24 protein-coding genes and 3 tRNA genes are annotated in these 24,888 nt (G+C 50.7%); 8 read left to right on the forward strand and 19 right to left on the reverse strand.

All coding sequences use genetic code 11. The annotated features are described in order from the left end of the window. Positions 1–99: 99 nt before the first annotated feature. Positions 100–1,554: an AMP nucleosidase gene (locus PGR09_RS09760; RefSeq protein ID WP_045390191.1), complete on the forward strand. Its 1,455-nt coding sequence runs from the start codon at positions 100–102 to the stop codon at positions 1,552–1,554. A 92-nt stretch (positions 1,555–1,646) separates the two neighbouring features. Here the strand turns inward: PGR09_RS09760 and PGR09_RS09765 are convergent. From PGR09_RS09765 to PGR09_RS09775, 3 genes are all read right to left on the reverse strand, one after another. Beyond that, positions 1,647–1,722 (reverse strand) — tRNA-Asn (locus PGR09_RS09765). Between the two features lie 123 nt (positions 1,723–1,845). After that, positions 1,846–3,285, reverse strand: coding sequence for an EmmdR/YeeO family multidrug/toxin efflux MATE transporter (locus PGR09_RS09770; protein WP_430916090.1), 1,440 nt, complete (start codon positions 3,283–3,285; stop codon positions 1,846–1,848). A 95-nt stretch (positions 3,286–3,380) separates the two neighbouring features. Continuing rightward, positions 3,381–3,473, reverse strand: coding sequence for a DUF5951 family protein (locus tag PGR09_RS09775; RefSeq protein WP_221694692.1), 93 nt, complete (start codon positions 3,471–3,473; stop codon positions 3,381–3,383). 5 nt (positions 3,474–3,478) lie between these two features. Here PGR09_RS09775 and PGR09_RS09780 point away from each other — a divergent pair. From PGR09_RS09780 to PGR09_RS09790, 3 genes are all read left to right on the forward strand, one after another. Further along, a tRNA-Asn gene (locus PGR09_RS09780) sits at positions 3,479–3,554 on the forward strand. A 260-nt stretch (positions 3,555–3,814) separates the two neighbouring features. Beyond that, on the forward strand, positions 3,815–4,456 hold the full coding sequence (locus tag PGR09_RS09785; RefSeq protein ID WP_430916091.1) for a hypothetical protein: 642 nt from the start codon (positions 3,815–3,817) through the stop codon (positions 4,454–4,456). 275 nt (positions 4,457–4,731) lie between these two features. Continuing rightward, positions 4,732–4,807 (forward strand) — tRNA-Asn (locus PGR09_RS09790). A 43-nt stretch (positions 4,808–4,850) separates the two neighbouring features. Here PGR09_RS09790 and PGR09_RS09795 read toward each other — a convergent pair. The 4 genes from PGR09_RS09795 to PGR09_RS09810 form a co-directional block, all read right to left on the reverse strand. After that, positions 4,851–6,206, reverse strand: a complete 1,356-nt coding sequence (locus PGR09_RS09795) for a right-handed parallel beta-helix repeat-containing protein (protein ID WP_315711160.1) — start codon at positions 6,204–6,206, stop codon at positions 4,851–4,853. Positions 6,207–6,342: 136 nt separating this feature from the next. Then, positions 6,343–7,749 (reverse strand): glycoside-pentoside-hexuronide (GPH):cation symporter, encoded by a 1,407-nt coding sequence (locus PGR09_RS09800; protein WP_047078077.1) that lies wholly within the window; start codon positions 7,747–7,749, stop codon positions 6,343–6,345. A 94-nt stretch (positions 7,750–7,843) separates the two neighbouring features. Then, positions 7,844–8,854, reverse strand: a complete 1,011-nt coding sequence (locus tag PGR09_RS09805; protein WP_045391623.1) for a LacI family DNA-binding transcriptional regulator — start codon at positions 8,852–8,854, stop codon at positions 7,844–7,846. A gap of 271 nt (positions 8,855–9,125) precedes the next feature. Further along, positions 9,126–9,698 carry a hypothetical protein gene (locus PGR09_RS09810; RefSeq protein WP_430916092.1) on the reverse strand — a complete coding sequence of 191 codons (573 nt, stop codon included), beginning with the start codon at positions 9,696–9,698 and terminating at the stop codon, positions 9,126–9,128. Positions 9,699–9,829: 131 nt separating this feature from the next. Here PGR09_RS09810 and PGR09_RS09815 point away from each other — a divergent pair, with 131 nt between their 5' ends. Continuing rightward, positions 9,830–10,720, forward strand: a complete 891-nt coding sequence (locus tag PGR09_RS09815) for a LysR substrate-binding domain-containing protein (protein ID WP_430916093.1) — start codon at positions 9,830–9,832, stop codon at positions 10,718–10,720. A 46-nt stretch (positions 10,721–10,766) separates the two neighbouring features. Here PGR09_RS09815 and PGR09_RS09820 read toward each other — a convergent pair whose 3' ends face one another. The 4 genes from PGR09_RS09820 to PGR09_RS09835 all read right to left on the reverse strand — a co-directional run bounded on the left by PGR09_RS09820 (position 10,767) and on the right by PGR09_RS09835 (position 14,086). Continuing rightward, the gene (locus PGR09_RS09820) at positions 10,767–11,105 is read right to left on the reverse strand and encodes a DUF1869 domain-containing protein (protein WP_045391899.1); all 339 of its coding nucleotides are present in this window, start codon (positions 11,103–11,105) and stop codon (positions 10,767–10,769) included. A gap of 9 nt (positions 11,106–11,114) precedes the next feature. Continuing rightward, positions 11,115–11,447, reverse strand: coding sequence for a DUF1971 domain-containing protein (locus PGR09_RS09825; protein WP_045391632.1), 333 nt, complete (start codon positions 11,445–11,447; stop codon positions 11,115–11,117). 214 nt (positions 11,448–11,661) lie between these two features. Beyond that, positions 11,662–13,578: a putative bifunctional diguanylate cyclase/phosphodiesterase gene (locus tag PGR09_RS09830; RefSeq protein WP_045391635.1), complete on the reverse strand. Its 1,917-nt coding sequence runs from the start codon at positions 13,576–13,578 to the stop codon at positions 11,662–11,664. Positions 13,579–13,588: 10 nt separating this feature from the next. Next, positions 13,589–14,086, reverse strand: a complete 498-nt coding sequence (locus tag PGR09_RS09835; RefSeq protein ID WP_045391638.1) for a molybdopterin-dependent oxidoreductase — start codon at positions 14,084–14,086, stop codon at positions 13,589–13,591. 287 nt (positions 14,087–14,373) lie between these two features. On the opposite strand from PGR09_RS09835, the gene shiA reads away from it, so the two are divergent. Both shiA and PGR09_RS09845 read left to right on the forward strand, forming a co-directional pair. After that, on the forward strand, positions 14,374–15,693 hold the full coding sequence (gene shiA, locus PGR09_RS09840) for a shikimate transporter (RefSeq protein ID WP_289578550.1): 1,320 nt from the start codon (positions 14,374–14,376) through the stop codon (positions 15,691–15,693). 12 nt (positions 15,694–15,705) lie between these two features. Beyond that, complete coding sequence (locus tag PGR09_RS09845) at positions 15,706–16,446, forward strand: lipoyl protein ligase domain-containing protein (protein WP_289578549.1); 741 nt, start codon at positions 15,706–15,708, stop codon at positions 16,444–16,446. A gap of 8 nt (positions 16,447–16,454) precedes the next feature. On the opposite strand, the gene PGR09_RS09850 is transcribed toward PGR09_RS09845, so the two are convergent. Next, positions 16,455–17,189 carry an HPP family protein gene (locus PGR09_RS09850; RefSeq protein ID WP_430916094.1) on the reverse strand — a complete coding sequence of 245 codons (735 nt, stop codon included), beginning with the start codon at positions 17,187–17,189 and terminating at the stop codon, positions 16,455–16,457. 199 nt (positions 17,190–17,388) lie between these two features. Here PGR09_RS09850 and PGR09_RS09855 point away from each other — a divergent pair, with 199 nt between their 5' ends. Beyond that, positions 17,389–18,498, forward strand: coding sequence for an adenosylhomocysteinase (locus PGR09_RS09855; protein WP_213797632.1), 1,110 nt, complete (start codon positions 17,389–17,391; stop codon positions 18,496–18,498). A 38-nt stretch (positions 18,499–18,536) separates the two neighbouring features. Here the strand turns inward: PGR09_RS09855 and cobT are convergent, their stop codons facing one another. From cobT to dacD, 7 genes are all read right to left on the reverse strand, one after another. After that, positions 18,537–19,595 (reverse strand): nicotinate-nucleotide--dimethylbenzimidazole phosphoribosyltransferase, encoded by a 1,059-nt coding sequence (gene cobT, locus PGR09_RS09860; protein WP_430916095.1) that lies wholly within the window; start codon positions 19,593–19,595, stop codon positions 18,537–18,539. A 27-nt stretch (positions 19,596–19,622) separates the two neighbouring features. Continuing rightward, complete coding sequence (gene cobS, locus PGR09_RS09865; protein WP_047045915.1) at positions 19,623–20,363, reverse strand: adenosylcobinamide-GDP ribazoletransferase; 741 nt, start codon at positions 20,361–20,363, stop codon at positions 19,623–19,625. Further along, positions 20,360–20,902: a bifunctional adenosylcobinamide kinase/adenosylcobinamide-phosphate guanylyltransferase gene (gene cobU, locus PGR09_RS09870; RefSeq protein WP_289578546.1), complete on the reverse strand. Its 543-nt coding sequence runs from the start codon at positions 20,900–20,902 to the stop codon at positions 20,360–20,362. Before cobU ends, cobS begins: the two co-directional genes overlap by 4 nt. A gap of 172 nt (positions 20,903–21,074) precedes the next feature. Next, complete coding sequence (locus tag PGR09_RS09875; protein WP_015365834.1) at positions 21,075–21,398, reverse strand: DUF496 family protein; 324 nt, start codon at positions 21,396–21,398, stop codon at positions 21,075–21,077. A 168-nt stretch (positions 21,399–21,566) separates the two neighbouring features. Further along, on the reverse strand, positions 21,567–22,625 hold the full coding sequence (locus tag PGR09_RS09880; RefSeq protein ID WP_430916097.1) for an FUSC family protein: 1,059 nt from the start codon (positions 22,623–22,625) through the stop codon (positions 21,567–21,569). A 101-nt stretch (positions 22,626–22,726) separates the two neighbouring features. Continuing rightward, on the reverse strand, positions 22,727–23,197 hold the full coding sequence (sbmC, locus tag PGR09_RS09885) for a DNA gyrase inhibitor SbmC (protein ID WP_047036583.1): 471 nt from the start codon (positions 23,195–23,197) through the stop codon (positions 22,727–22,729). Between the two features lie 151 nt (positions 23,198–23,348). Then, positions 23,349–24,515: a serine-type D-Ala-D-Ala carboxypeptidase DacD gene (dacD, locus tag PGR09_RS09890; protein ID WP_015365831.1), complete on the reverse strand. Its 1,167-nt coding sequence runs from the start codon at positions 24,513–24,515 to the stop codon at positions 23,349–23,351. Between the last annotated feature and the right edge of the window lie 373 nt (positions 24,516–24,888).

Consider the following 24,888-nt stretch of genomic DNA (forward strand, 5'->3'; position numbering starts at 1 on the left):
GCGTTTGAATATTTACCCGGGACAGTAATTTTCCTTCGCCATTTTCACGCTGTAGCATACTATCGACAGTATCAGCAGACCTGAAACAAGGAGCGAATGATGAACCAGAAGGCCGTCAGTCTGACCCCGGAGCAGGCGCTTTCCCAGCTGGAAGCGCAGTATGAAAGAGCGGTAAACGCGTTGCGTAAGGCCATTGGCGAGTACATTCACCACAATATCCTTCCTGATGAAATAGCCCGTGCTGAAGGCTTATTCGTCTATCCTCAACTGTCTGTTTCATGGGATGGCGCCGAGCACAAAGCCTTAAAAACCCGTGCCTGGGGGCGATTCACCCATTCGGGCTGCTACACCACCACCATTACTAACCCAAAACTCTTTCGCGCTTACCTGCTGGAACAATTAACTCTGCTGTATCAGGATTACGGCGCGCATATTAGCGTTGGCCATTCGCAGCACGAAATTCCCTTTCCTTACGTGATTGATGGCTCAGCCCTGACGCTTGATCGCTCAATGAGCGCTGGATTAACACGTTATTTTCCGACCACCGAACTGTCGCAGATTGGCGATGAAACCGCCGATGGTCTGTTCCACGCTACCGAGTATTATCCGCTGTCGCATTTTGACGCCCGCCGCGTCGATTTTTCGCTGGCACGTCTGAAGCATTATACCGGCACGCCGGTTGAGCACTTCCAGCCGTATGTATTGTTTACCAACTACACTCGTTACGTCGATGAGTTCGTCAGCTGGGGCTGTAGCCAGATCCTCGATCCGGATAGCCCGTACATTGCCCTCTCCTGTGCGGGCGGGATTTGGATCACCGCCGACACGGAGGCCCCGGAAGAGGCGATTTCAGATCTGGCGTGGAAAAAGCACCAGATGCCGGCCTGGCACCTGATCACTAACGACGGTCAGGGCATTACGTTGATCAACATCGGCGTCGGCCCGGCGAATGCTAAAAATATTTGCGATCACCTCGCGGTGCTGCGTCCTGACGTCTGGCTGATGATTGGCCACTGTGGCGGCCTGCGTGAGAGCCAGTCGATAGGCGACTACGTGCTGGCGCACGCCTATTTACGTGATGACCACGTGCTGGATGCGGTGCTGCCGCCGGATATTCCCATCCCGAGCATCGCCGAAGTGCAGCGCGCGCTGTATGACGCCACTAAACAGGTTAGCGGCATGCCGGGCGAAGAGGTCAAACAGCGTCTGCGTACCGGTACGGTGGTGACGACCGATGACCGCAACTGGGAGTTACGTTATTCCGCCTCGGCGCTGCGCTTTAATCTCAGTCGGGCGGTGGCGATTGATATGGAAAGCGCCACTATTGCCGCACAGGGCTACCGTTTCCGCGTTCCTTACGGCACGCTGCTGTGCGTCTCCGATAAACCGCTGCACGGTGAAATCAAACTGCCCGGACAAGCGAACCGCTTTTACGAAGGGGCGATTTCCGAGCATCTGCAGATAGGGATCCGCGCCATCGATCTGCTGCGCGCCGAGGGCGACCACATGCACTCCCGCAAGCTGCGTACCTTCAACGAACCGCCGTTCCGTTAATCCCAGGCGAGCCCTGCGCGCTATGTGCGCAGGGAAAAATTGTATGGATGCAGAAAAGCAAAAAGCCTGCTCTAAAGCAGGCTTTTTAAATTTGGCTCCTCTGACTGGACTCGAACCAGTGACATACGGATTAACAGTCCGCCGTTCTACCGACTGAACTACAGAGGAATCGTGTGAACGGGGCGAATATTAGCGAGCACGCTCAGCCATGTCAAAGATGTTTTTTATAATGGCGATCGTTTGCCTATTTATTCCTCACTTCGTCTAAAAAGTAACGCTTTTTCAGTATATTCATGACTTTTCTTCCAGCCGAGCCTTTAATCGCGGGTACTTCCACAACCAACGCCCGGTGATCATCCGACGATAGAACAACAGGCCGCGCACCGCCCAGTCAAGCACCATACCCAGCCAGACGCCGATAACGCCCATACCCAGCATGATCCCCAGCGTATAGCCAGCAACCACCCGGCAGCCCCACATACCCAGCATCGACACCCACATGGTGTAACGCACGTCGCGTGCGCCTTTAAAGGCACAGGGCAAGGTCCACGAAAGCGACCAAATTGGCATAAACAGGGCATTGAGCCACAATAATTCTTTAACCACTACTTTTACATCTTCTTCGCTGGTATAGAACGAAGCGATCAGGCCGGCGAAAGGTGCGGTGCCCCAGGCGATAAGCGTCAGGATAATGGTCGACAGCCAGAACACGAACCAGGCCTGACGTTCCGCCTGGCCGACTTGCCCTTTCCCCAGACGTTTACCGGTAATAATGGTGGAGGCCGATCCCAGCGCGTTACCCGGCAAGTTAATTAACGAAGCCACCGAGAAGGCAATAAAGTTTCCGGCGATGACGTTGGTCCCCATACCGGCAACAAACATTTGCGTCAGCAGCTTGCCGCCGTTAAACAGTACCGATTCGATGCTCGCCGGGATACCAATACCCATCACTTCCCAGATAATGGCAAAGTTAAACGGTTTAAAGTAACTCTTCAGCGAAATGCGCAGCGCCGGGTTAAAACCGGTCATCAGTACCCAGATTGTTGCCAACGCACCAATATAGCGGGCAATAGTCAGCCCCAGTCCAGCGCCGACAAAGCCGAGCCCCGGCCAGGAAAAGAGGCCGTAAATCAGGATACTGCTGATAATAATATTGAGAATATTCATCCCACCGTTAATTAGCAGCGGTATTTTGGTGGTTCCCGCGCCGCGAAGCGCGCCGCTACCAATTAAAGCAATGGCCGCCGCCGGATAGCTCAGCACGGTCAGTTCGAGATAGGTTAGGGCCAGCGCTTTAACCTGAACCGTGGCGTCTCCGGCAACGATATCGATAATCTGCTGACCAAAAGCGTGAATAACCGCCGCCAGCACAATCGAGAACAAGGTCATGATCGCCAGCGACTGCCGCGCAGCCGCCCTCGCCCGCTTTCTATCGCGCCTGCCGAGGCTGAAGGCCACCACCACGGTGGTGCCAAGGTCAATCGCGGCAAAGAACGACATAATCACCATATTAAAGCTATCGGCTAAGCCCACCCCGGCCATCGCTTCTTTGCCGAGCCAGCTAACAAGGAAAGTACTCAGCACACCCATCAATAACACGCAGGCATTTTCCAACAGGATCGGTACGGCAAGGGGACTGATTTCACGCCAGTAGAGCACCCGATAGCTCTTGCGTTTTTTAAACCAGGACGTGCGCGCTACGGCCTGGCGTACTGCTGAAGTGACGTTCAAGGGAGACCTTAGTGAGAAGAGTTGAAACAACATTTCAAATGATGATTGAGAACTGCTAATCCTGCAAAGTATTTTTCCTGATAATTTGTTGGCAATTACGACAATTTGTTGAGAGATGCAGCAAGCGAAGCCCCACCACTGAATTGATATTTGACAAATTTTTTTTCGCCGCTAAGATACCACTCCACACGATTCCTCTGTAGTTCAGTCGGTAGAACGGCGGACTGTTAATCCGTATGTCACTGGTTCGAGTCCAGTCAGAGGAGCCAATTTTAAGAAAAGCAGACGTTCAGCGACGTCTGCTTTTTTGCTTTCCACTCTCTTCTGTTCGTTCGCTTCATCCACAGACATCAAACATAACGACAAAACCTGCTGAGCACAGTCGAAAATGCCTATTCCCTGCTGCGTTTACGCGCCAACAGGAATAGCAAGGTTTACTGTCTTCGTGGTAGCATAGAATCAAGTTAGTATGAAATATTTAGATACTTTGAGAAAATATTTTTAACACACACATACCAGGATTAAATACATGGATAGATCATTATTATTTTTTTATTGCCTGTGTGGGTTTCTCCTGACTTACTTTTTATTTAAATTTGCAAAAGAAAAATATAAATTACAAAGCTTAACATTTATCTTTTCGTTCATAATAAGTTTAGTTATCGCATCTTCTTTTTCGGTTTTATCAACAGGAGAATGGTTTTTAGTAGTAATAGCATCAACGGTTACCCTTTTATTTTTATTAGGATCCTTCACGGCGCTACTAAAACAATTTGTAATGTACCGATACATTCTTCGTTGTGTTGATAATTTGAAACGTCTATCCCCTGCCGAAATGGTTGAATCTTTAATTAACAACCATAATAAAAAACAGTGGTACGTTTTATATTTTCCTGTAGAAGTCATCATTGAGATTGGCGTTAATTTATTCGCTGAAAACCCTATTGTTGGCAGAAGATTATACATTAGAACTATGACAAACCGCCAAATGTACATTATTCCTGAGAACATCTCCAGCACTATAGATTTACAATCTAATATAGCTTGTACGTTATATGAATTTTATACCCTCGCCCCGCAAACCAAGAGTTTAATTGAAGATTATTTAAACAGAATTAAAAATGGTTATTTGCAGCCATGGCGGCTAAATGCAGAACACGATGAAAAATAATCCATTCACGTCTCAAGTTACACCTGTATTGTAGGCAGGTGTATCCGAATGACGATTGTACTCTCATCGTCTAAATGACTCTTTAATGCAACTGCGGAATAGAGTGTTTTCCGGATCCACTTGTGAGTCTTCCCGCCTTTTTACTGCTTAAATCTTCGCTTAAGTGCTGAAAAAATCGCTGCCATTGATGATTTTACCAGCGAACAATCGCAAATGACGCAATCTCCTTTGACAACCCGTCACTCACTCGTTAACATGCGCCTCGTTCACACGATTCCTCTGTAGTTCAGTCGGTAGAACGGCGGACTGTTAATCCGTATGTCACTGGTTCGAGTCCAGTCAGAGGAGCCAAATTCAGAAAAGCCTGCTTTCGAGCAGGCTTTTTGCTTTTCTATTATGACAAGCCGGGTACCGGCGTTGCTCTAAACGCATTGACCGCTTTATCAAGCACAACCTGATCGTCACTTCCGGAATCAAGTATGGTATTACATTGAGATGCTGCGTCGACCTGTACGGTCGTCACGTCGAGAACTTCCAACCCCTCTAATGCCAGCAGCGCTCTAACTTGTGTAGAGAAACAAGATTCTGCATGACCTTTTAACGATGATGTATCGGTGGTAGCAACAATATGATTGTCAGAAATATAGTTACTATCTCCTGATGCCAACCGTATTATCACAGGTGTAGCGCCAACGGGAACGATATACTGTTTATCAATCGATTCAGAAATATGGTTAGCAATGATCGAATTATTCTCACCCTCTATATATAGCAACCCATACAAGTCATCTAAACCATTACTATACGCCTGCATAGGTTCCCAAGGTTCATGTTCACGGAAAAAGTGGTTTGCCGTCACCAGGTTTTCTGAACAGCTTTTCTCAAAAACCAACATCCCTGGATAGAATGAATGAAACCTGTTGCCGCTAACTGCAGAACGGACGACACCAGAAAAATGAATACTGCTTTTACCGCGGGGAAAAATGTTGTTTGCTGTAACCAGAAGGCCACCAAAGTTCTCTGCATAAATAGAATATCCTCTATAACCGGCACCTATCAAATTATCAGTTACTTTTGAAGCCTGTCCCGATCCGCGGAGTTCTATACAATTACCGCACTCGGCAATAAAGTTATTATGTATCGCCAATGCATCGGCATTATATATAGTGATGCCGTGTTCAAGATATACGAATCCCATTCCACTAATACGGAATGAGTCCTGCGCACTGGCAATATAAATACCCGTTTTACCATTGAGGTAGGTGTTTTCAGGGTCGTTATTTCCCGAACCATCATCTACAAAATGTAACCCATCAATGCAAAAATCAGCAAACTCAACTGAGCTTATTCTTGGGTCACCGCTACGCTCAATATAAAAAGCCGCCCCTTCCGCTTCCGGAGTCGTAGCTGATGGTGTTATATCAACAAGTATACGGCTACCGCCTGGCCACAATTCATGCCAGCTTGCCCACTCATTTTCCGGGGTATTAAAACGGATACTTGAAGAGGTAAACCCATGTCCGTCCCCTTTAATTTTCAAATAACTGACGTCTATTACTACCTGAGTGAGCAAATGATAGTCTCCAGGTGGAATAAAGATCACGGCCCCCGGCTTCCCGCCATCATTAACATCTGTGTCAGTCTGCCGGTTTTTAATATCAGCAATAATACTATTAATCACAAAACCGATATCTTCAAAAGGGTTACCTTCACTCCACTCTGTTACATCATAATAATTATTACTCGACATGCGTTATTTCCCTCTACATTATTAGGATAGGTAGATATTATGGTTCTAGTGACCTTCTGAACATTATAATAAGTAACACCTCCCCTGATTTCTTTCAGAAGAATTTTAACTAATGATTAACCACTGTGGTCGTATCTCACCCGATGTCATGATGCGGTGAAGAACCGTTATTAAGTTCACGCTTAGCGAGTTCCACTTTAATTTGCTCAAGAAAGTGGTTATTCAATTTAAAGTATCTAACTACAAATGCACTAAGAAAATAGGTAATCATTGGCAGTAAAGAAAACATAATAATGATACCTTCGATAGTCTCTGTGTTTTGTTGAGGTTTATTAGCGATGTAACCCGTTAATGATAATATCCACGCAACAATCGCACCAGCAACTGCCAGGCCCATTTTTAACATAAACAAATTACCGGCAAATGAAATACCGGTAAGGCGTTTACCGTATTTCCAGTCACCGTAGTCATCAACGTCGGACATCATAGCCCATAATATTGGGCCTGATTGAATTAAATGCAGGATGTTAATGATGATAAAGAGTGTAAGTAGTGGCAGCAAAGATCTGGGATCGACAAACCATAGAGCTAAAGAAAGGAAGCCAAGAACGATATTAATCGAACGGAACAGCTTAATTTTATCAAAACGATCGGTGAGTGGTTTCGCTATAACACTACCTAACATGTTACATGCAACACCAAGAGCCAAAAAAAACGTAGTAAATCCGACGGAGGCTTGCATAACATAGGTAGCATAATAAATAGTCACTGCACCACGAATAAATGCCGGAAAAACATTAAGGAAAGTAATACATATCATCAATAACCATTGATCGTTTTTGATGATATCTTTTAGATCATTTATTAAAGAGTCATTAACTTTAATTGCAGTAACACGTTCTTTGATACTGGCAAAACAAAAGAAGAACATTAGTGTCGCAGCGCCTCCCATGATTACCATAGTCAACTGAAAACCAGCCGCTCTGTTACCGTTACCTAACCAGTCTGTTAAGGGTAAAATTGAAGAAGAGACAATTAGCGTCGCCAATCCATTGAGGAAAAATCGCCATGACAAACAGCCTAAACGCTCTTTCTGGTTTAGCGTGATCACACCAGCTACTGAGCAATATGGAATATTGATAGCAGTATAAATCAATGACATCACAAGATATGTCACCCAGGCATAAACAATTTTTCCATTCATACTTAAATCGGGCGTTGTGAACATCAGTACTGCTCCCAAACCAAATGGCAATGCCATCCATAATAACCATGGTCGGAATTTACCCCATCGGCTACGAGTACGATCGCAAATCGCCCCCATAACCGGATCGCTAAAGGCATCAAAAATACGAATGACCAGAAACAAGGTACCGACAACACCGGGAGCTAAGCCATAAACATCTGTGTAGAACCATGTTAGATATAACGCCAGTACACTCCAAATCATACAAGAACCAGCATCTCCCATTCCATAACCAATTTTTTCTTTTAAATGCAGTTTGCCGTAAACACCTTGCCTTTCGATTGAGTTTGCAGACATAGAAAACCTCTAAGGTATACAGTCATAAGTGTTCAACAGAGGTTAGTAAACCAATGTTAGTTTATATTTATAAGTTAATAATGGCGTATATAGATTAAAACAAAGTAATATTAATACTCACGCTACTCTCCCGAATAATTAACCGAGAGACAATTTCGTGCATTTCAATACTGCCTTGCTTCGTTTCGTTGTTAATCATTTGAAAAGCCAGATGGGCGATTTCACTTATCGGTTGCGCCACACTGGTAATTTTTTTAGTTTGTGCCAGTAAAGTATTATCAAAACTAGCGATGGCAATATCTTTAGGCACAGATATTCCTTTTTCTTTTAACCCATCAATAATATAACTAGCAGCCACATCGTTATAAACCCAGAGAGATGAGCAATGATTTATTCTCGCGGCTAGCCTGACAATAATATCATCGAGTATACTAATATGCCCTGACGTTTTCTCACCCTCACCTTTCGCTATCCAAAACTGATTTTCTTTATCTATAGACAATCCCTGGCCGGTAATTCGTTTTGCCCATGAAAAAACCTTTCGGTTATCCGCGCCTTCCTGCGCTACAAATCCAAACGTGGTATGACCGGTCTGAATAAAATGCTCAGCTATAACTTCCGCCCCTTTACTTTGATCGATAGAAACAGAATTGAAAAATCGCGATACCAGCGTAACCACGGCAACGGGGATATTAGTTGCGATGAGCCATTCTGCAAGTTCGCTTTCGGCTTCTGTTGGTACCCATAGCAAACTGTCAATACCCATACTAATAAGCGTATATATTATTTGCTTATCTAGCTGCGGTTGATTCTGATGAGTTTTGACGATAACCGTTTTACCGATGTATCTTGCCTCTTCTTCAAATGTCGCCAGCAGTTCACAAAAATGTGGGTTGACAAGGTTTGGCAGAACAACAGCAATCAGCCCAGAACATTTCCCACTCAATTGAAACGCACTCTTGCTGGGCACATAGCATAAGAAATCCATTGCCTCACGAACTGCTTTGCGAGTTTCTGGAGCCACGCTGGGATGATTATTCAGCACGCGTGAGACCGTAGCGGTGGATACTCCAGCTTTTATTGCTACGTCTTTAATGGATGCCATAGTAAATAACTGCGTCGACCAAGAATGACGTAACTATAAAGTGTGATGAAAGTCAAAAATGTAAGCCACTTCACATGTTGTCACGTTACATAAAACAGCGATTTTTCTCTCAATTCTGCTGTCACCAAAATGACTAAGTGTTCACGACTTATATTTAATGGATTCACTGACAAACAGAGGATAACGGGCACCACGCCAGAACCAAAGTCGTCGTGGTGTTACGTTTGCGTAGATGATAGGTAGGATTTGCCATGGTCAATAACAGGCCGATTTACGACATTTCCTGCTGCCTAATTTTCACCAGCACCGCTCCCAGCAATGCCAGATCCACCAGGACCGCCAGTGCGTAGACAAAACCTCCCTTTCCCGAATCCGCATAGTGATTGGTTAGCAGAGTCGCCAGGATAATAATAACGATACCCGCTATTATCGGGATGTTCTCCATCATGCCCGACGAATATCTTGCTGTAGCATTGTTTTGCCAGACGATGCCCAGACCTAATCCACCAAAGGCGATCCCCGGCATTTGAGATAGCCAACCGTGTCCGCTATTCCACAGCACCAGTAACATTAACCAGCCCATAGCGGACAGCACAAAGGCGTGGCACGATACCCTAACGCTAAAACGTGCTGACCACGGCTGCCAACGCGCGATTGCATAGCCAACGGCAAAAGCTCCCACCAGCGTCAGCAGAGACGCCAGAGTACCGATAGCGCCAATCATGGAGGAAACGCTCAATAGCAGCGCCCCCGCCGCGAATACGCCACTTAGCGCGATAGCTTGCGTGAACGGGACTACGCAAATTGTTGCCCCACCGGCGTGCTGATTAGAATAGATACTCATTATTCACTCCTGATAATGGCAAACGCTGATGAATTAAACTCAGCGTCTATTTCACATATCAGTAGGCTACCGCCTGTATAATGAGTACAGCAAACGCATAGATTTCAGCCATAGATGAGAAAAATTCAGCCATGAGAAAAACCCGCCTTCCTCCGCTGGGCGCGCTGCGCGCCTTTCATGCCGTGGCCCGCTGCCGCAGTTTTAAGCGCGCCGCCGATATGCTCGGAGTGAGCGCTACTGCGGTGAGTCATCAGATAAAACTTCTGGAATCTGTGCTGGAGTGCCGGGTCTGTGAACGCAATGCCATGGGCGTCAGCCTGACCGACAGCGGCGAAATCCTCTACGCAGGCACGCAACGCGCCTTTAGCGCGCTGGAAGAAGCGACTACGCAAATTGTTCGCTCACACCAGCCGCCGTCGCTCACCGTCACCACCACCTCCAACTTTTTGACCCACTGGCTGGTACCGCGGCTGGCAGCATTTAAAGCGGAATTTCCCGCCATTGACCTGCGGCTCCATACCAGCGTCGAGCGTGTGGATCTCAACTTGCGCAGCGTCGACGTCGCGATTCGCTATCGTGAAAAACCGGAGCGTGAACTGCACTGCACCTTGCTACATGAAGACCGCTTTATCGTCGTCGCCAGCCCAGCGCTGGGTATTACACGGCTGGAGGATTTGCGTCACGCTACCCTGTTCCACGTTGAACATCGTCACGTTCCGGCAGATTCGCCAGACTGGGAGAACTGGCTGCGCCACTACGGGCCATCACAACTGAATACCGGCGCAGGGTTAACCTTCAGCGACGAGACGCATGCGCTCCAGGCGGCTGTGGCGGGACAAGGCGTGGTTATTGCCAGCGAACTGCTGGCGCGCGATCTGCTGCAACGCCGGGTTCTGGTAGCGCCATTTGAGATGTCCTTACCCGGAGCGAACTATTATCTGGTGGCGACACCAGAGATAGCCCAGCGCGGCGATATCAACGCGTTGCGGAACTGGCTACTGCGGCAGATCGCGCTTAGTTGAAGCCTGTTAAAAGGCAGATATCGGGCGATATCTGCCAGACGGCGTATTACCAGCCGCAGACGTTAGTCTCTTCGTCAGACTCATAGCCGCGCACAATATTGATGAGCTCTTTCACCGCGTCAGCGGCGATCTGCGGGTCCTGTAAGGAGTCAAGCGAGTCAAAGTCTTTATCCACCGACACGCCATTATTATTATTCGTTACCGTCAGACTAACCCCTTTACCCTGTAAATTATCGCTCGAAATCCCAGAGAGTAATTCTGCTACGGCCTGAGCCGCGATATCAGGAACATAGAGCGCCATCGGCTTTAAATAAACTTTCTCATATTTTTCGTGATTGTTGCCATTGACTATCGCTAATGAATAACCTTTATTTTCACTGTTCATAGACATAGCTTATCCCTCAATCAGAATTTTAGGGTCGACGTAAAAATCGACATTAAATACGGTATCGTCAGATAATGCCTCAATGCAGTGCCACTTTTCCGCAGGGAAGACACCAAACTGCCCCGCTTCGATAGTCATCGTTTCAACAGGGTCTGGGCTCGTTTCATCGGCATAACCATAATAGCGTATTGCACCCTGCATCACCGACAGACGCGGATAGACGCCCTGTCGCGTGCCGGCATCAAGATGGCGTTTCCAGATAGACGCGGGTGCGGTCTCTTTGGTCCACATAGGGGTGGAACGGGTCTGAACATAATGGGTAGGTATAATGATTCGCTGCATGATTTGCCTCTCTTTCCGCGCCGTGAAATAACGCCGCGAATGGAACGATATATTGCATATCATATACCCCTTTTAATTGCTAAGGGTATTATTTTTTCGAATCTATTACTTCTACCCCTATTTATACCCATTCCGGATTAGCTTTATTTAAAATATAAAAAAGCGCCTGCGATAGTTCACAGGCGCCAGTTTAAAGACCGAAGATGATCTTTTTTCAGTTGTTATTTAACAGCCCCGGCTTCCCGATCAAATATCCCTGGACGAGATCGCAACCTAATTGTTGCAGCGAAGTTAACTGTTCCTCGGTTTCAACGCCTTCGGCGACGATGCGCATATGCAAGCTTTTCCCCATACTGATAATCAGGCGCACAATATCAAGGTCATCTTTTTGCATAGGTATATTGACCACAAACGAGCGATCAATTTTGATCTTATCGAAAGGGAAATAACTCAGACGCGACAATGACGAATAGCCGGTACCAAAATCGTCAATAGAGATCTGAATCCCCTGCTCGCGCAACTGGCTGAGGATCTCCAGCGAGCGTGTATTTTCGTTAAACACATCAGACTCCGTAATCTCAAGATCAAGGCGTCGCGGGTCGAGTCCGGTCTTCTTTAGCACCGCTGCCACCGTCTCGGTAAGCGAAGTATTAATAAGTTGAATCGGTGAGACGTTAACCGAAACCTTCAGCGGCTGTTCCCAGCGGGCAGCCTCCTCACAGGCAGTTTTCAGCACCCACTCGCCAAGTTGGTTTATCAGGCCGGTTTTCTCCGCCACCGGAATAAACTCAACGGGCGGTACCATACCGCGTAGCGGATGGAACCAGCGTACCAGCGCCTCGTAGCCGTAGATTTCACGCGACACCGTGTCGGCGATTGGCTGGTAGTAAACCTTGAACTGGTCATTTTCCAGCGCATGCAGCAGATCGTCCTCAAAGGATTTGTTTTCCTGTAAACGTTGCAACATGCCAGGACGGAAAATCTCCACGTGGCCCGCGCCAGACTTTTTCGCTTCATACAGCGCCAGATCGGCACATTTGTATAAGTAATCGGTACGACTTTCACCATCGGAGATAACGATGCCGATGCAAGCGCCGATGTTAATCAATGAATCGTAGATATAGTAGGGCTGGCTGATTTTCTCGCGGATCACATCCGCCCGCTCCAGCGCCATTTCTTCGCTCAGATCCTGCGATACCAGGGCAAATTCGTCGCCGCCAAGCCGGTACAGCGTTTCTGATGTTTTACGGAAGAACGACAGGCGGCTGGCGAGCTCCTGCAGCAGTTTGTCACCCGCATCATGTCCCAGGGTATCGTTAACATCTTTAAAATTATCCAGGTCGAACAACATAACCACAGCGCAACCATTATAAGGTTTTACGTGATTAACCACTTCCTGCAGCCTCTGCCAGAAAGAGAGGCGGTTAGGCATGCCTGTTAACGAATCGTGATAAGCGTCATATTGCAAACGGCGGTTTTGTACCTGCAGTTTCTCTTTCGACAGCTGCAAATCGTTAGCTAACAACTTCATGCGCACATGCGCTCGACGCAAGTTATTATTTTGCCGAAGCATCAATAAACCCAGAGAAATACACATCGTAATCAGCAAGATTGAAATCACCGAATAGATGTAATAAAGATGCTGAATCTTATCGTGCGTAAGATTAACGACATCAAAGTCCTGCGCCAGGGTCATGGAGGCCAGTGAGGTCATCGGGCCATCCAACTTACTCATGGTATGCAACAGAGTCACCATCTGCTCAGGCGTCATGGTGTCCAGTTGCCGATCGAGTTGATCGAGGATCTGAATCAGACTGGTAACCGTGGCCTGCCGCTGCTCGCTTTTTCTGATGAACTGGCCAAGATCGCCCTGCTGTAGCAGCTCGATCTGGCTCATCATTATTTCCAGGCGCAGGCGTACCTCATCGCGGTCGGTCCCCTTCACGTTCAGCGCCAGGGCGCTTAAACGAGCCTCAAGACGCATATATTCAGAGACCATCTGGGATACGGACCACGAGTCGGTGTAACGTGTTAATTTTTGCAGCTCACTCTGCCGCTCATGCACCAGATAGGTAATGTATCCGGTGACAATAAAAAGCGACAAAATAATGGCAGTGAGTATTCGATTCAAGATCAGAGCCTTACTCAATTATAATCTTTGAAACCTGCCATGCCGAGCGGGAATAATAGATTTGGTTCTGTAACTCCGCGCTACTATCGTAGGGATAAACAATAAAAAGCGGCCCTTTGTCACGAATGCGCATATATTCGCCATTCATCTTCAGCGCGAGGATCACCGGGAATTTATGAAAATCCTCCACCGGCACCTCGGTTGTATAATCATTCAGAGCCATCACTTTCGCCGTCTTACCTTGCGCACCCACTAAGTCCATAAGTTTGCTAAGTGAAATACCGTCAAAGCGCACTTTTCCTGAATACCAGGGTGTGGTTGTGATCACTGTCTCATTGCCCAATTTTTCTAACGCGGCAACATCAAATACGGCGGTATCGCCTTCGTTTGTATTGGTAATCTTTCCTGAAATGGTTAAAACGGGTTTGCCCGTTGGCGCAGGCAGTTTTTCTGCGAAAGCATTAGGTAAAACTAAAACATAAAATAAAACTGCAAAAATTAGACGCATATCACCCACCATATCCAGCGTTGGAGATAGTAATTGTAAACCATTTACGTGAATTCTTAAAAGCTGTCCCAGTGGGGCGACAAAAATAAAATAGCAGTCATGGTCAACAGTTAACCCGCGCCAGCGGTGGAAATTAAATGTTCGATTTAGACATTTTTTACTTTATTGTCTTTCCTGCAGGTAAAAAACTTTTCAGTTGCGCTTGTGCGCGGTAATCTCCCTAACGGCGCGAAGATAAGAAAACGTCTCATTCAAATAATAACAAATTAGCAACAAACAGGACAGACATGGACTCAACGCTTATTTCACCCGACTCCGGCAAGGGGGTTGGTTCTCTTAATCGCGCTCGTCGCGCGGCATGGGGCAGCTTTGCCGGCGCCGTCGTCGACTGGTACGATTTTCTGTTGTACGGCATCACCGCCGCACTGGTGTTCAACCGCGAATTTTTCCCACAAATTGGCCCGGCGATGGGCACGCTGGCAGCCTTCGCGACTTTCGGCGTCGGCTTCCTCTTCCGCCCGCTCGGCGGCATTATCTTCGGCCATTTTGGCGACCGTTTAGGCCGTAAGCGCATGCTAATGATGACCGTGTGGATGATGGGGATCGCCACCGCTTGTATCGGCCTACTGCCTTCCTTTAACCAGATTGGCTGGTGGGCGCCGGTTTTGCTGGTGATTTTGCGCGCGGTGCAGGGCTTCGCCGTCGGGGGCGAATGGGGCGGCGCGGCGTTGCTGTCGGTTGAAAGCGCGCCGAAAAACAAAAAAGCGTTCTATAGCAGCGGCGTGCAGGTGGGTTACGGCGTCGGTCTGCTGCTCTCTACTGGGCTGGTATCGCTTGTCAGCAGTTTCACCACCGATGAGCAGTTCCTGAGCTGGGGCTGGCGCCTGCCGTTCCTGTTTAGCGTAGTGCTGGTACTGGCGGCACTGTGGATCCGCAACGGCATGGCCGAGTCGGCGGAGTTTGAACAGCAGTTGCAAAAAACGCCCGCCGCGGTGAAAAAACGCCTGCCGGTACTGGAAGCGTTGGTACGCCATCCGGGTGCCTTCTTATTAATCATCGCCCTGCGCCTGTGTGAACTGTTAACGATGTATATCGTGACCGCATTCGCCCTCAACTACTCGACGCAAAACCTCGGCCTGCCGCGTGAACTGTTCCTCAATATTGGGTTGCTGGTGGGCGGTATTAGCTGTTTTACCATTCCCTGCTTTGCGTGGCTGGCGGATAGGTTTGGCCGCCGTCGGATCTATATTACCGGGGCGCTGATCGGGACATTAAGCGGCTTCCCCTTCTTTATGGCGCTGGAGCAGCACTCATTGTTCTGGATCCTGTTTTTTGCCCTGATGCTGGCCAACATCGCCCATGATATGGTGGTCTGCGTGCAGCAACCGATGTTTACCGAAATGTTTGGCGCCAGCTATCGCTATAGCGGCGCAGGCGTCGGATACCAGGTGGCCAGCGTGGTCGGCGGCGGTTTCACGCCCTTTATCGCCGCCGCGCTGGTCACTTTCTCTGGCGGCTCGTGGCACAGCGTGGCGATTTATCTGACGGTCGGCTGCCTGATCTCTGCCGTCACGGCGATGTTGATGAAAAATCGCCATCCGGCATAAAAAGGGGGCTTCGTGATAACACCACAGAATACGGACTGCTGGCCTGACGGGTTCAACGCCGACGAATTGCCCATTGTCCGCTGCAATGATCCAACGCTCGCCGAACAGCCTTTGTTCGAGCGCGCACGCCGCGGTGAAGCCGTCGCTCAGCTCTGGCAGGCGCCGCAGGGGTTCGTGGTACCCGGCAGTTACCGGAAATTCGCCAATCTGCCCGCGGTCAGCGAAGCCTTTGCCGCCCGCGGCTGGCCGATATGGATCCGTCGCTCCGGCGGCGGGCTGGTGCCGCAGGGGCCGGGGATCCTCAACCTGAGTCTTGCCTGGCCGGTAACCCAGCCGTTAGGCGAAGCCGCCGAACCTATTTATCTGTTGTTGTGTGGAATATTGCAACGCACGCTGGCGACCTTTGGCGTCGAAAGCCAATTTCAGGCCGTCAACGGTTCCTTCTGCGACGGGCGCTATAACCTTGCCTGCGGCGAGGGAGAGAACGCGCGCAAGATTGCCGGTACCGCTCAGTACTGGCGGCCCGTAGCCGAAAGCCAGGGGCACATCGTTCTGGCCCATGCGGTGATATTACTGGATACCGACCTGAAGGCAGCGCATCAGGCGGCCAACAGTATTGAGGCGCAGCTCGGTAGCGGCAAGGTCTATGGCGCGGACAAAACGATTACGCTTGCCGAATTATTGCCGGGTGAAACCGACCTCATCGAGCGATTCAGGCTGGCGCTCGCTAAGACGCTGCAACGAGTGGGTTAACAGCGTCACTAGCGCGCTTTTTGATCGGCGGCAAGACGCAACCGAGCCTGCTGTTCGATATTCTCCAGTAGCTCCTGAACATCGTCCTCATCGATATCGAGGAATTGCCCCTCCAGCAGCGCGGCATGAATATCTGCACGAGTGACTGTAATCCCCATCGGTACCGCATTCGGCTTCACTTCTTCCGCGGCCAGCGGATGCGGGTAGCGGCGACCGACCAGGTTATTGAAGACAATCGCCAGCAGCGCCAGCATCATGGAGTTCAGGAGCACCGGCGTCAGTACAAACTGGTAGCCTTCACTGTGTACGCCGGCGCCGTCAAGAATAGCCGTGAGCGCCACCGCGCCGCCAGGTGGATGCAGGCAACGCAAAAAGTACATCCCGGCGATCGCCAGCGCCGCCGCCAGGCCGCAGGCGATCGCTGTATCCGGCACTAACAGCCCCACCGTGACGCCGATCAGCGCCGAAAGCACGTTGCCGCCGACGATAGACCAGGGCTGAGCAAGCGGGCTGCTGGGCACGCCAAATAGCAATACCGCCGAGGCGCCCATCGGCGCAATAAACCACAGATTCACCTCGCCAAGCAGCCAGTGGCTGAACATGCTGGTGACGGCCAGTCCGGTTCCCGCACCGATCGATCCCAGCACAATATGCTTTTTCGCAACGGGTAAGGCATGAGGTTTTAAACGGCCGAGAAAAATACGCGCACGAGAAAATAGCGGGCGCTGTAAAACGCGTAACATCGAACGAATCGCTCACATCATAGGAATAAATGATGTTTCATTGTCTTAATTTAACTCTTCATTAACAACCATGTATTTATGATGCCTATTATTTGCAACTTTATCGGGCAGTGCGGGTTATGTGATTTTTGCACGCTGCGTTAGAATCATCTTCCCCACCGGGGTTAAACCCACTCTACGGATTAAAGGTCACAATACGGTGAATAATAAGACAAATTTAACGAAAGAAGTGGCATGGGCCAGCCAGAATATGCCGCGTACCCTGCGCCAGGTGGCGGCCCTTCCCGACCTCAGCCATGTACGCCTGGCCTGCTGTATGCATCTGGATATGAAAATGATCCCGCTGGTGCAGGGGCTCCTGGAGAAAGGGGCGAAAGTCTTTTTGACCACCTGTAACCCAACCACCGTGCAGGATGAGGTCGTCGCCTGGCTAGTAGAACGCGGCGCGGAAGCTTGCGCCTGGCGCAATATGAGCGATGCCGACTGGCAGCAATCATGGGAAAAAGCCATCGCCTGGGGGCCAACTCACCTTTGTGAGATGGGCGCAGATATCACCACCCTGCTCCACCAGCGCGGCGAATTCGGCAATGTCGTCGCCGGCCTTGAAGCCACCGGCTCCGGCGTCAATCGTCTCGGTGATATCCGCCCCGGCTATCCAATTTTTAACTGGGATGATCTGCCGGTCAAAGAAGGGCTACATAACCGCCATATGGTTGGCCTGACGGCCTGGCACACCTTCTTCCAGACCACTCACCTTACCCTACATGAGAAAAAAGTGCTGGTGATCGGCTACGGCCTGGTCGGGCAAGGCGTCGCGGCGGCGGCAAAAGCCTTCGGCGGCCAGGTCATGGTGGCGGAAATCGATCCGGCGCGCCGTTTACAGGCCGCTTATGACGGCTGGCATGTCGTGGATTTACAGGATGCAATCGCATCAGCCGACGTCGTAGCCACCGCCACCGGCGGCAAGAAAGTGGTCAACAGCCTGGCGCTGGACAGCGCTAAAGATGGCGTGTTTATTCTCAACGTCGGCCACGTGGCGGAAGAGATTGACTGCGAACACCTGCGCCAGTTCCCGCATGAAGAGGTTATGCCCTATATCAACGCTTATCGGCTGCCGGAGAAAACAATTTATCTGATGGCCGATGGCTCAATGCTCAACCTTACCGCCGGTTTTGGCGATAGCCTGAATGCGTTTGACGTCACCCTTGCGGTGATGGCCAGCGGCATTCGTCACATCGTCACCGACGGCATGCAAGCAGAAGCGGATGTTTATCTGCTGCCGCAAAGCGTGTGGCAGCAGGCGCTGTAAGCACTATTTCGGGGGGCCGGTCGGCGCCCCGAAGCCGGTTAACGGGTTTCCGGCAGCACGATATTGCTCTCCGCCAGCGTCCCCATATCGTTGAACATTGCCCCTGCCGCCTCGACCAGATGCATCGCTAACGCCGCGCCGCTGCCTTCGCCTAAGCGCATCCCCATATCCAGATAAGGCTTCAACTGCAGATGCTCCAGCGCAATATGTGCCCCCTTCTCCGCCGACAGATGCGACGGAATCAGATACGGATGCAACTGTGGGGCAATCCGGCAGGCCGCCAGTGCCGACGCGTATGATAAGAAACCATCAAGTATCACCGGCAATCCGCAGGAAGCGGCGCCCAGCATGACCCCGGCCATCCCGAGCAAGTCAAAACCGCCCACTTTTGCCAGCACGTCGAGACCATCGCCCGCTGAAGGCTGGTTGACCGCTATCGCCCGGCGTACGACTTCCGCCTTGTGCGCCAGCTGCGATACCGGAAGGTTCGCGCCGATGCCCACAACATCGCCGGCATCATGATCGGTCAGCACGCTGACTACTGCCGCAGCGGGGGTCGTGTTAGCCATTCCTAATTCGCCCACGCCGAACAGACGCACGCCCTGCTCCGCAAGCTGACGGGTGTAGCGCATGCTCGCCAGCAGCAGCGTTTCGGCCTGCTCCCGGCTCATCGCCGCGGTGCAGGCAATATTGCCGCTACCGCGCGCCACTTTCATATTCACCAACCACGGGATCGGTTCGGCGTCAATCCCGACGTCAATCACCTGAACATCAGCCCCCGCCTGCGCTGCCAGCACGCAAACGCCGGTATTCTTACGGGTCATATTGACCGCCTGAATCGCGGTCACCGCCTGTGGCGAGACGGTAACGCCTTCATGCCAGACGCCGTGGTCGGCGCACATAACCACAATAGTTTTACGTGGAAAACGTAACGCGCCCTGTAGACCCGGCATGCCTGCCAACTGAATCGCCAGCGATTCCAGACGCCCCAGGCTGCCAGGCGGTTTCAACAAGCCGTCAATATGCTCACCTGCGCGCGACATCGCGCTTTCGTCCAGTCGCGGGATGGCTGCTAACCATTCAGTTAATGTATTCATATGCTTCCTGTCAGCGCGGTATATGCTCTATAGCAACGCCAGTAAAAAGATAACTTCGCCCAGTTCAATGGCCGCCCCAAGCGTATCGCCGGTTTGCCCGCCCAGCGTGCGCTTCAGCGCCTGACCAAGCGCCGATATCACCAGCAGCGTTATAACCGCAGCCAGCAGGCCATGCAGGCCCAGCAGCAGCGTTGCCAGCGCCAATGATAGCGCCAGGGTAATGACGGTCTGTCGGAAAGTCACCTTGCCAATAAATACGTTACCAAGCCCCTGCTCCCGGGCATAGCGCTGGCGGTACATCAACAGCACCGACATCCCACGCGCCACGGCGCAGGCGGCAGCCAACGTCGCCAGCATCGAGGTACCGCGCAGCGCCAGTTCGCTAATGACGAAGACCTTCGCCACCAGCACAAAGATCAGCGCCAGTCCGCCGTGCGTCCCCAACCGGCTATCGCGCATGATCTCCAGCATCCGCTCGCGGCGGCGGGCGGAAAAGATCCCATCGCAGGTATCCGCCAGGCCATCAAGATGAAAACCGCCGGTCAGCAGCGCCAGCGCCAGTACGGCAAACAGCGCGGCCAACGGCAGGCCGCACCAGGCATGAAGCGCCAGCATCACCAGCCCGGCAATCGCGCCAAGTAATAACCCCACCAGTGGGAAAGTGACGATCCCGCGCTCATATTGATCGATTTCCAGCCCCTGCGACCAGCGGGCCGGAACCGGCAAGCGGCTCATAAAAGAAAGCGTGGCGAAGAACGATTTAATCATTTGATTTTGACTCCTATCCCTGAAACAACCAGCCACACCTCATCGGCGGCCGCGGCCAGCATCTGATTCACGCGCCCGGCAATATCGCGAAAATGCCGCGCCAGCCGGTTATCCGGCACTATTCCCAGCCCCACTTCATTGGTGACCAACAGCACCGGCGCCGGGCAGGCGCGGCAGGCAGCAATCAGCAGAGTGGTTTCTTGCATGACTATCCTTTCCAGCGCTGCGTAATCCCATTCATCAGGATCCGTTTCCCCACCTTCAGCGAACAGAATATTGGTGACCAGTGTAGTGACGCACTCAAGCAAAATGGCTTCATCGGGTGCATTATCGGGGGTAATGAGTGATGCCAGGTCACGGCTGCGCTCTGCAGTACGCCAGTGCGCCGGACGGCTATTACGGTGATGTTGAATGCGTGCGGCCATTTCATCGTCAATAACGGCTGAAGTGGCGATATAGAGCACCGACGCGCAGGATTGGAGTAAAGATTCGGCGTGACGGCTTTTGCCGCTACGCGCGCCGCCGGTAATTAGTATCATCGCGGCGGTACCTGAAGCTGGGACTGCATGTGATAAACCCTTCCGGTATCAATAAGTTCACGGCGGCAGTATAACAAACTGTCGGCTTAAAGGGCGATGCTTATACGGAGGTTTAAGGCGGGAAGATGGAGGAATCCGGCGGCCTGCTATGCCGCCGGAAGAAGTGGGTAGTTTATTCGCCGACTTTGGCTTCACCCATCACTTTGAGTTTTTTGGAGATATCGCGACGCTCTTTCGACAGCTCGGCGTTTTTGATGATGTAATCGTCAACGCGGTCTTCGTAGTCGGTTTTCATGCTGGCGATGATACCCTGAATGGCTTCAACGCTCATACCCGGCTTGATGTAATCGCTGAGGTTGTCCAGCAGCAGGACACGCTTCTGGTTATCACGGATCTTTTTCTCAACGTCCTGAATTTCACGCTGCAGTTTGTTCTTACGACGGAACAGACGAACAAACTCCAGAACGTCCTGGAAAGAAGGCTTAGTTGTTTCCATTTTTACACCCCTAATATTTGAGATTCGGATTCGCTAAAGCGACTGCCCTATAGGGCTAACATAACTGCTAGCAGTCGCTGATGACAATGTTTTTTCCTTTGCGTTTATCATAACCCTAAATGCTGCTGAATCGAAGCAACCTGTTCACTTCGCGCACGTATCTGCCTTTTATTTGCGCAGCGCGCGGCAAATAAGGTGCGACAGCAGCTCAAGCTGGCGCGCCAGCTCAATGGTCAGCCAAACATAGCCGTGAATCGGCGTTTCCGACAGATTATCGTCCTGATGCTCTTTGATAAGCTGTCGCAACTCGACCATAATCTCGTTGAGCTTCTCGGTGTTGGCGCGAACAGGCTGCGGGTTTCCCTCATACAGGGCATGGGCGATAGTCAGCAACGTTTGCTGGGTCATCCGTTGGGTTTCGCGCAAAGTCTGGGCGTTAAGCATCACAAAATGGCCCTGACGAGAGGCCCAATAAGCGTTGATTTGCAGTTCCAGCATGCATACCAGATTACGGCTGACGGTCTGGATGGCTTCGAAGATTGCTTTCTGAATATGCGTTTCTTTGCTGGCCGGGGTTATCAACCCGCGCATTTTCACCACGTCATTGAGCGCTTTCTGAAGATGTTTTTCCAGCCGCGGGCGCTCAACCAGATTTGGCGAAAAACCGGCCTGATACAGCCGATTAAACGTTGTGACATAATTCGCCATCTGGATGCGCCAGTGCAAAAACGCCCGCTGCGGCCAGATACCGGTAAACAGCATCGCCAACAGTGAACCAAAGATAACATCGCCGCTTCGCCACAACGCGGTGTTCATATCGCCCGGCGGCGCGCCCACCACCACCGCCAGCGTAATGCCGATAAGCAGCGCCTGATAGGGCCGCTTGCCGAGCGCCAGCCAGCCGCAAAGGAACATCGCCACCGCGCACCACAGCACCATGATTGGCAGTGAAATAAGCTCAAGTTTGAGCGCTACCAGCCCCAATACCGAACCAAGGATAGTGCCGCCAATACGTTCGAAGGCCCGCGGCACCACATTGCCCCAGAAAGAGATAGGCCCCATCACCACCACCAGGGTGATCAAAGGCCAGGTGCCCTCCGGCACGTTCAGCAGACGCACCAGCAAGAAGGTCAGAACAAAAGCCAGCGCGATGCGGATACCGTGCACAATTCGGTAATGACGATACAGTCGGATCTCAAATGGCTTAAGTGATTTATCAGCGCGCACGGCCTGCTCCGGCAAACAGAAAAAGCCAATTGTAGCCGCTTTTTTCGCAAGCGCACTGCGCTAGTGTAAGAAACCTTGTCAAAATCAGGGGTAAAGGTTTATTAGCCGACGCGATTCACCGCCACGTACATCTCAATATCCCAGTGACCGTCCTGGTTGCCGTCGTTAAGGTAGATTTCAAAACAGGGTTTATCGGCAATTTGAAGATCGCTGCTCTCCAGCAGGCTGTCAAAGAACTGCAGCCACGGCGTGGAGAAATCATGGTTAATGACCCGCGCGCTGGCGCAGGCGTAGTCGCCGCCGGCGATCGCGGTGAGGATGACTCCTTCGCTATTCGGCGGGATGACGTAATCATCCGCCACGGTAACAACGGTGTCACAACGCAGTTTTTCCGCCGGTACCTGCTGCGGATTATCGTAATAAACCGCCACCCACTCCTGCGCCGGCACCTGATGGTGACTGACCCACGCCGCCAGTTGTTCAAACCCCTGCTTTACGGTCTGCTCCCACGGGCCAACCATATGAAACCCGGCAATCTTGCGGGCGTCGAGAGATTGAATGCTGTAGTTCATAGCGCCTCCAGTGTTGATAGAATACTGTATAAATATACATAAAATTTAGCAGCCGGATGAACAACAGTATGTGCGCGGATTCACAGAGTCGCCACAAGCGCGAAATGAATGAAGCCCGCCGCAGAGCGCGGCGGGTCAAAGGGTACGGAGATTAAATGCCGTGATGCAGATAATCGCTCAGACGGGAAAACATCCCGCCCTTGCCAACGCTTTCAAGCGTCACCAGTGGCCAATGACCGACCACTTTGTCGCCATCGTAAAGCGAGATTTCGCCCACGCGTTGGTTAGCGGCGATAGGCGCTTCCAGATCCTTAGTATCCAGTACATATTTTGCTTTGATACGTGGAACTTCAGATTTCGGGATCGCGAGCCAGAAGTCCTGATCGGTGCCGAGCTTGATCTGCTCTTTGTCGCCATACCAGATATGTTCGACGCCAACCTGCTTACCTTTTTGTAGCACCTGGACGGTGTCAAAATTCTGTTGGCCCCAGTGCAACAGCTTAGCCGCCTGCTCTTCTCGCCCTTTTGGACTATCGGCCCCCATCACCACGGCAATCAAACGACGCTGGCCATCGACCGCCGAGGCAATAAGATTGAAGCCCGCTCCTGAGGTATGGCCGGTTTTCAGGCCATCGACATTCATGGTTTTGTCCCACAGCAAACCGTTACGGTTCTGCTGGGTGATACCGTTCCACGTCAGGCTTTTTTCGCTATACATGTGATAGACATCCGGCTCGCCGTGAATAATCGCTCGCGACAACACCGCTAAATCATAGGCGGAGCTATGCTGGCCAGGCGCGTCGAGTCCGTGGACGGTTTCAAAATGGGTGTCTTTCAAATGCAATTTTTCAACGTAGCTATTCATCAACGCGACAAATTGCGGTTGGCCGCCGGCGACATAGTCAGCGAGCGCGACGCAGGCGTCGTTACCGGAATCGACGATCAGTCCGCGGCTAAGATCGCGGACGCTAACGCGATCGCCCGCTTTAAGGAACATCAGCGAAGAACCGTTAAACACCGGATTGCCCTTGGCCCAGGCGTCTTTGCCGACGGTGACCATATCATCAAAGGTAATACGATGGCTGTCGATGGCGCGGTCGACGACGTAGCCGGTCATCAGTTTGGTCAGGCTGGCGGGGTTACGCTGTTGGTGTTCGTTACCGGCGGTCAGGATTTGACCGGTAGTGTAGTCCATCAGCACCCAGGAACCGGCCTGGATCGAAGGCGGCGTCACGGTGACGGGCAAATCAGCAGCGGCAAATGCGCAGGAAACGCTCGAAGCGAGCAAAGTTACAGCAAATAAAAAACGGCCTTTCAACGGCATATCCTCAAGATTTACAGATTCGCCGTCCTTTTTACGGAAGTTCGCCTGAGAGATCAGGGTTAAATTGCAAGAAAATATGACATGGTAGATTTATCGATGCTCATAATGAATAAAAAGCATAACAACTAACCTATCTAATATAACGCCATTTATTTTAACGAGGCTATTAACACCCATAATTAGCATGGGATTTAAAAACACTCAAACACAAAAAGTAATTAAGAAAAAACCTAAAAATGCATGTCATAAAAAATTAATATGAAAACCCTTCATGAGGTTATTCTTAAATACTTTCCATAAACAATTCCTATGTAGACATTTCAACTGATCATATATTATCTATTGACATCTAATTCACAAACATATT

It is taken from the genome of Klebsiella sp. 141251 (assembly GCF_050600725.1).
In the GTDB taxonomy this organism is placed as follows: domain Bacteria; phylum Pseudomonadota; class Gammaproteobacteria; order Enterobacterales; family Enterobacteriaceae; genus Klebsiella; species Klebsiella aerogenes.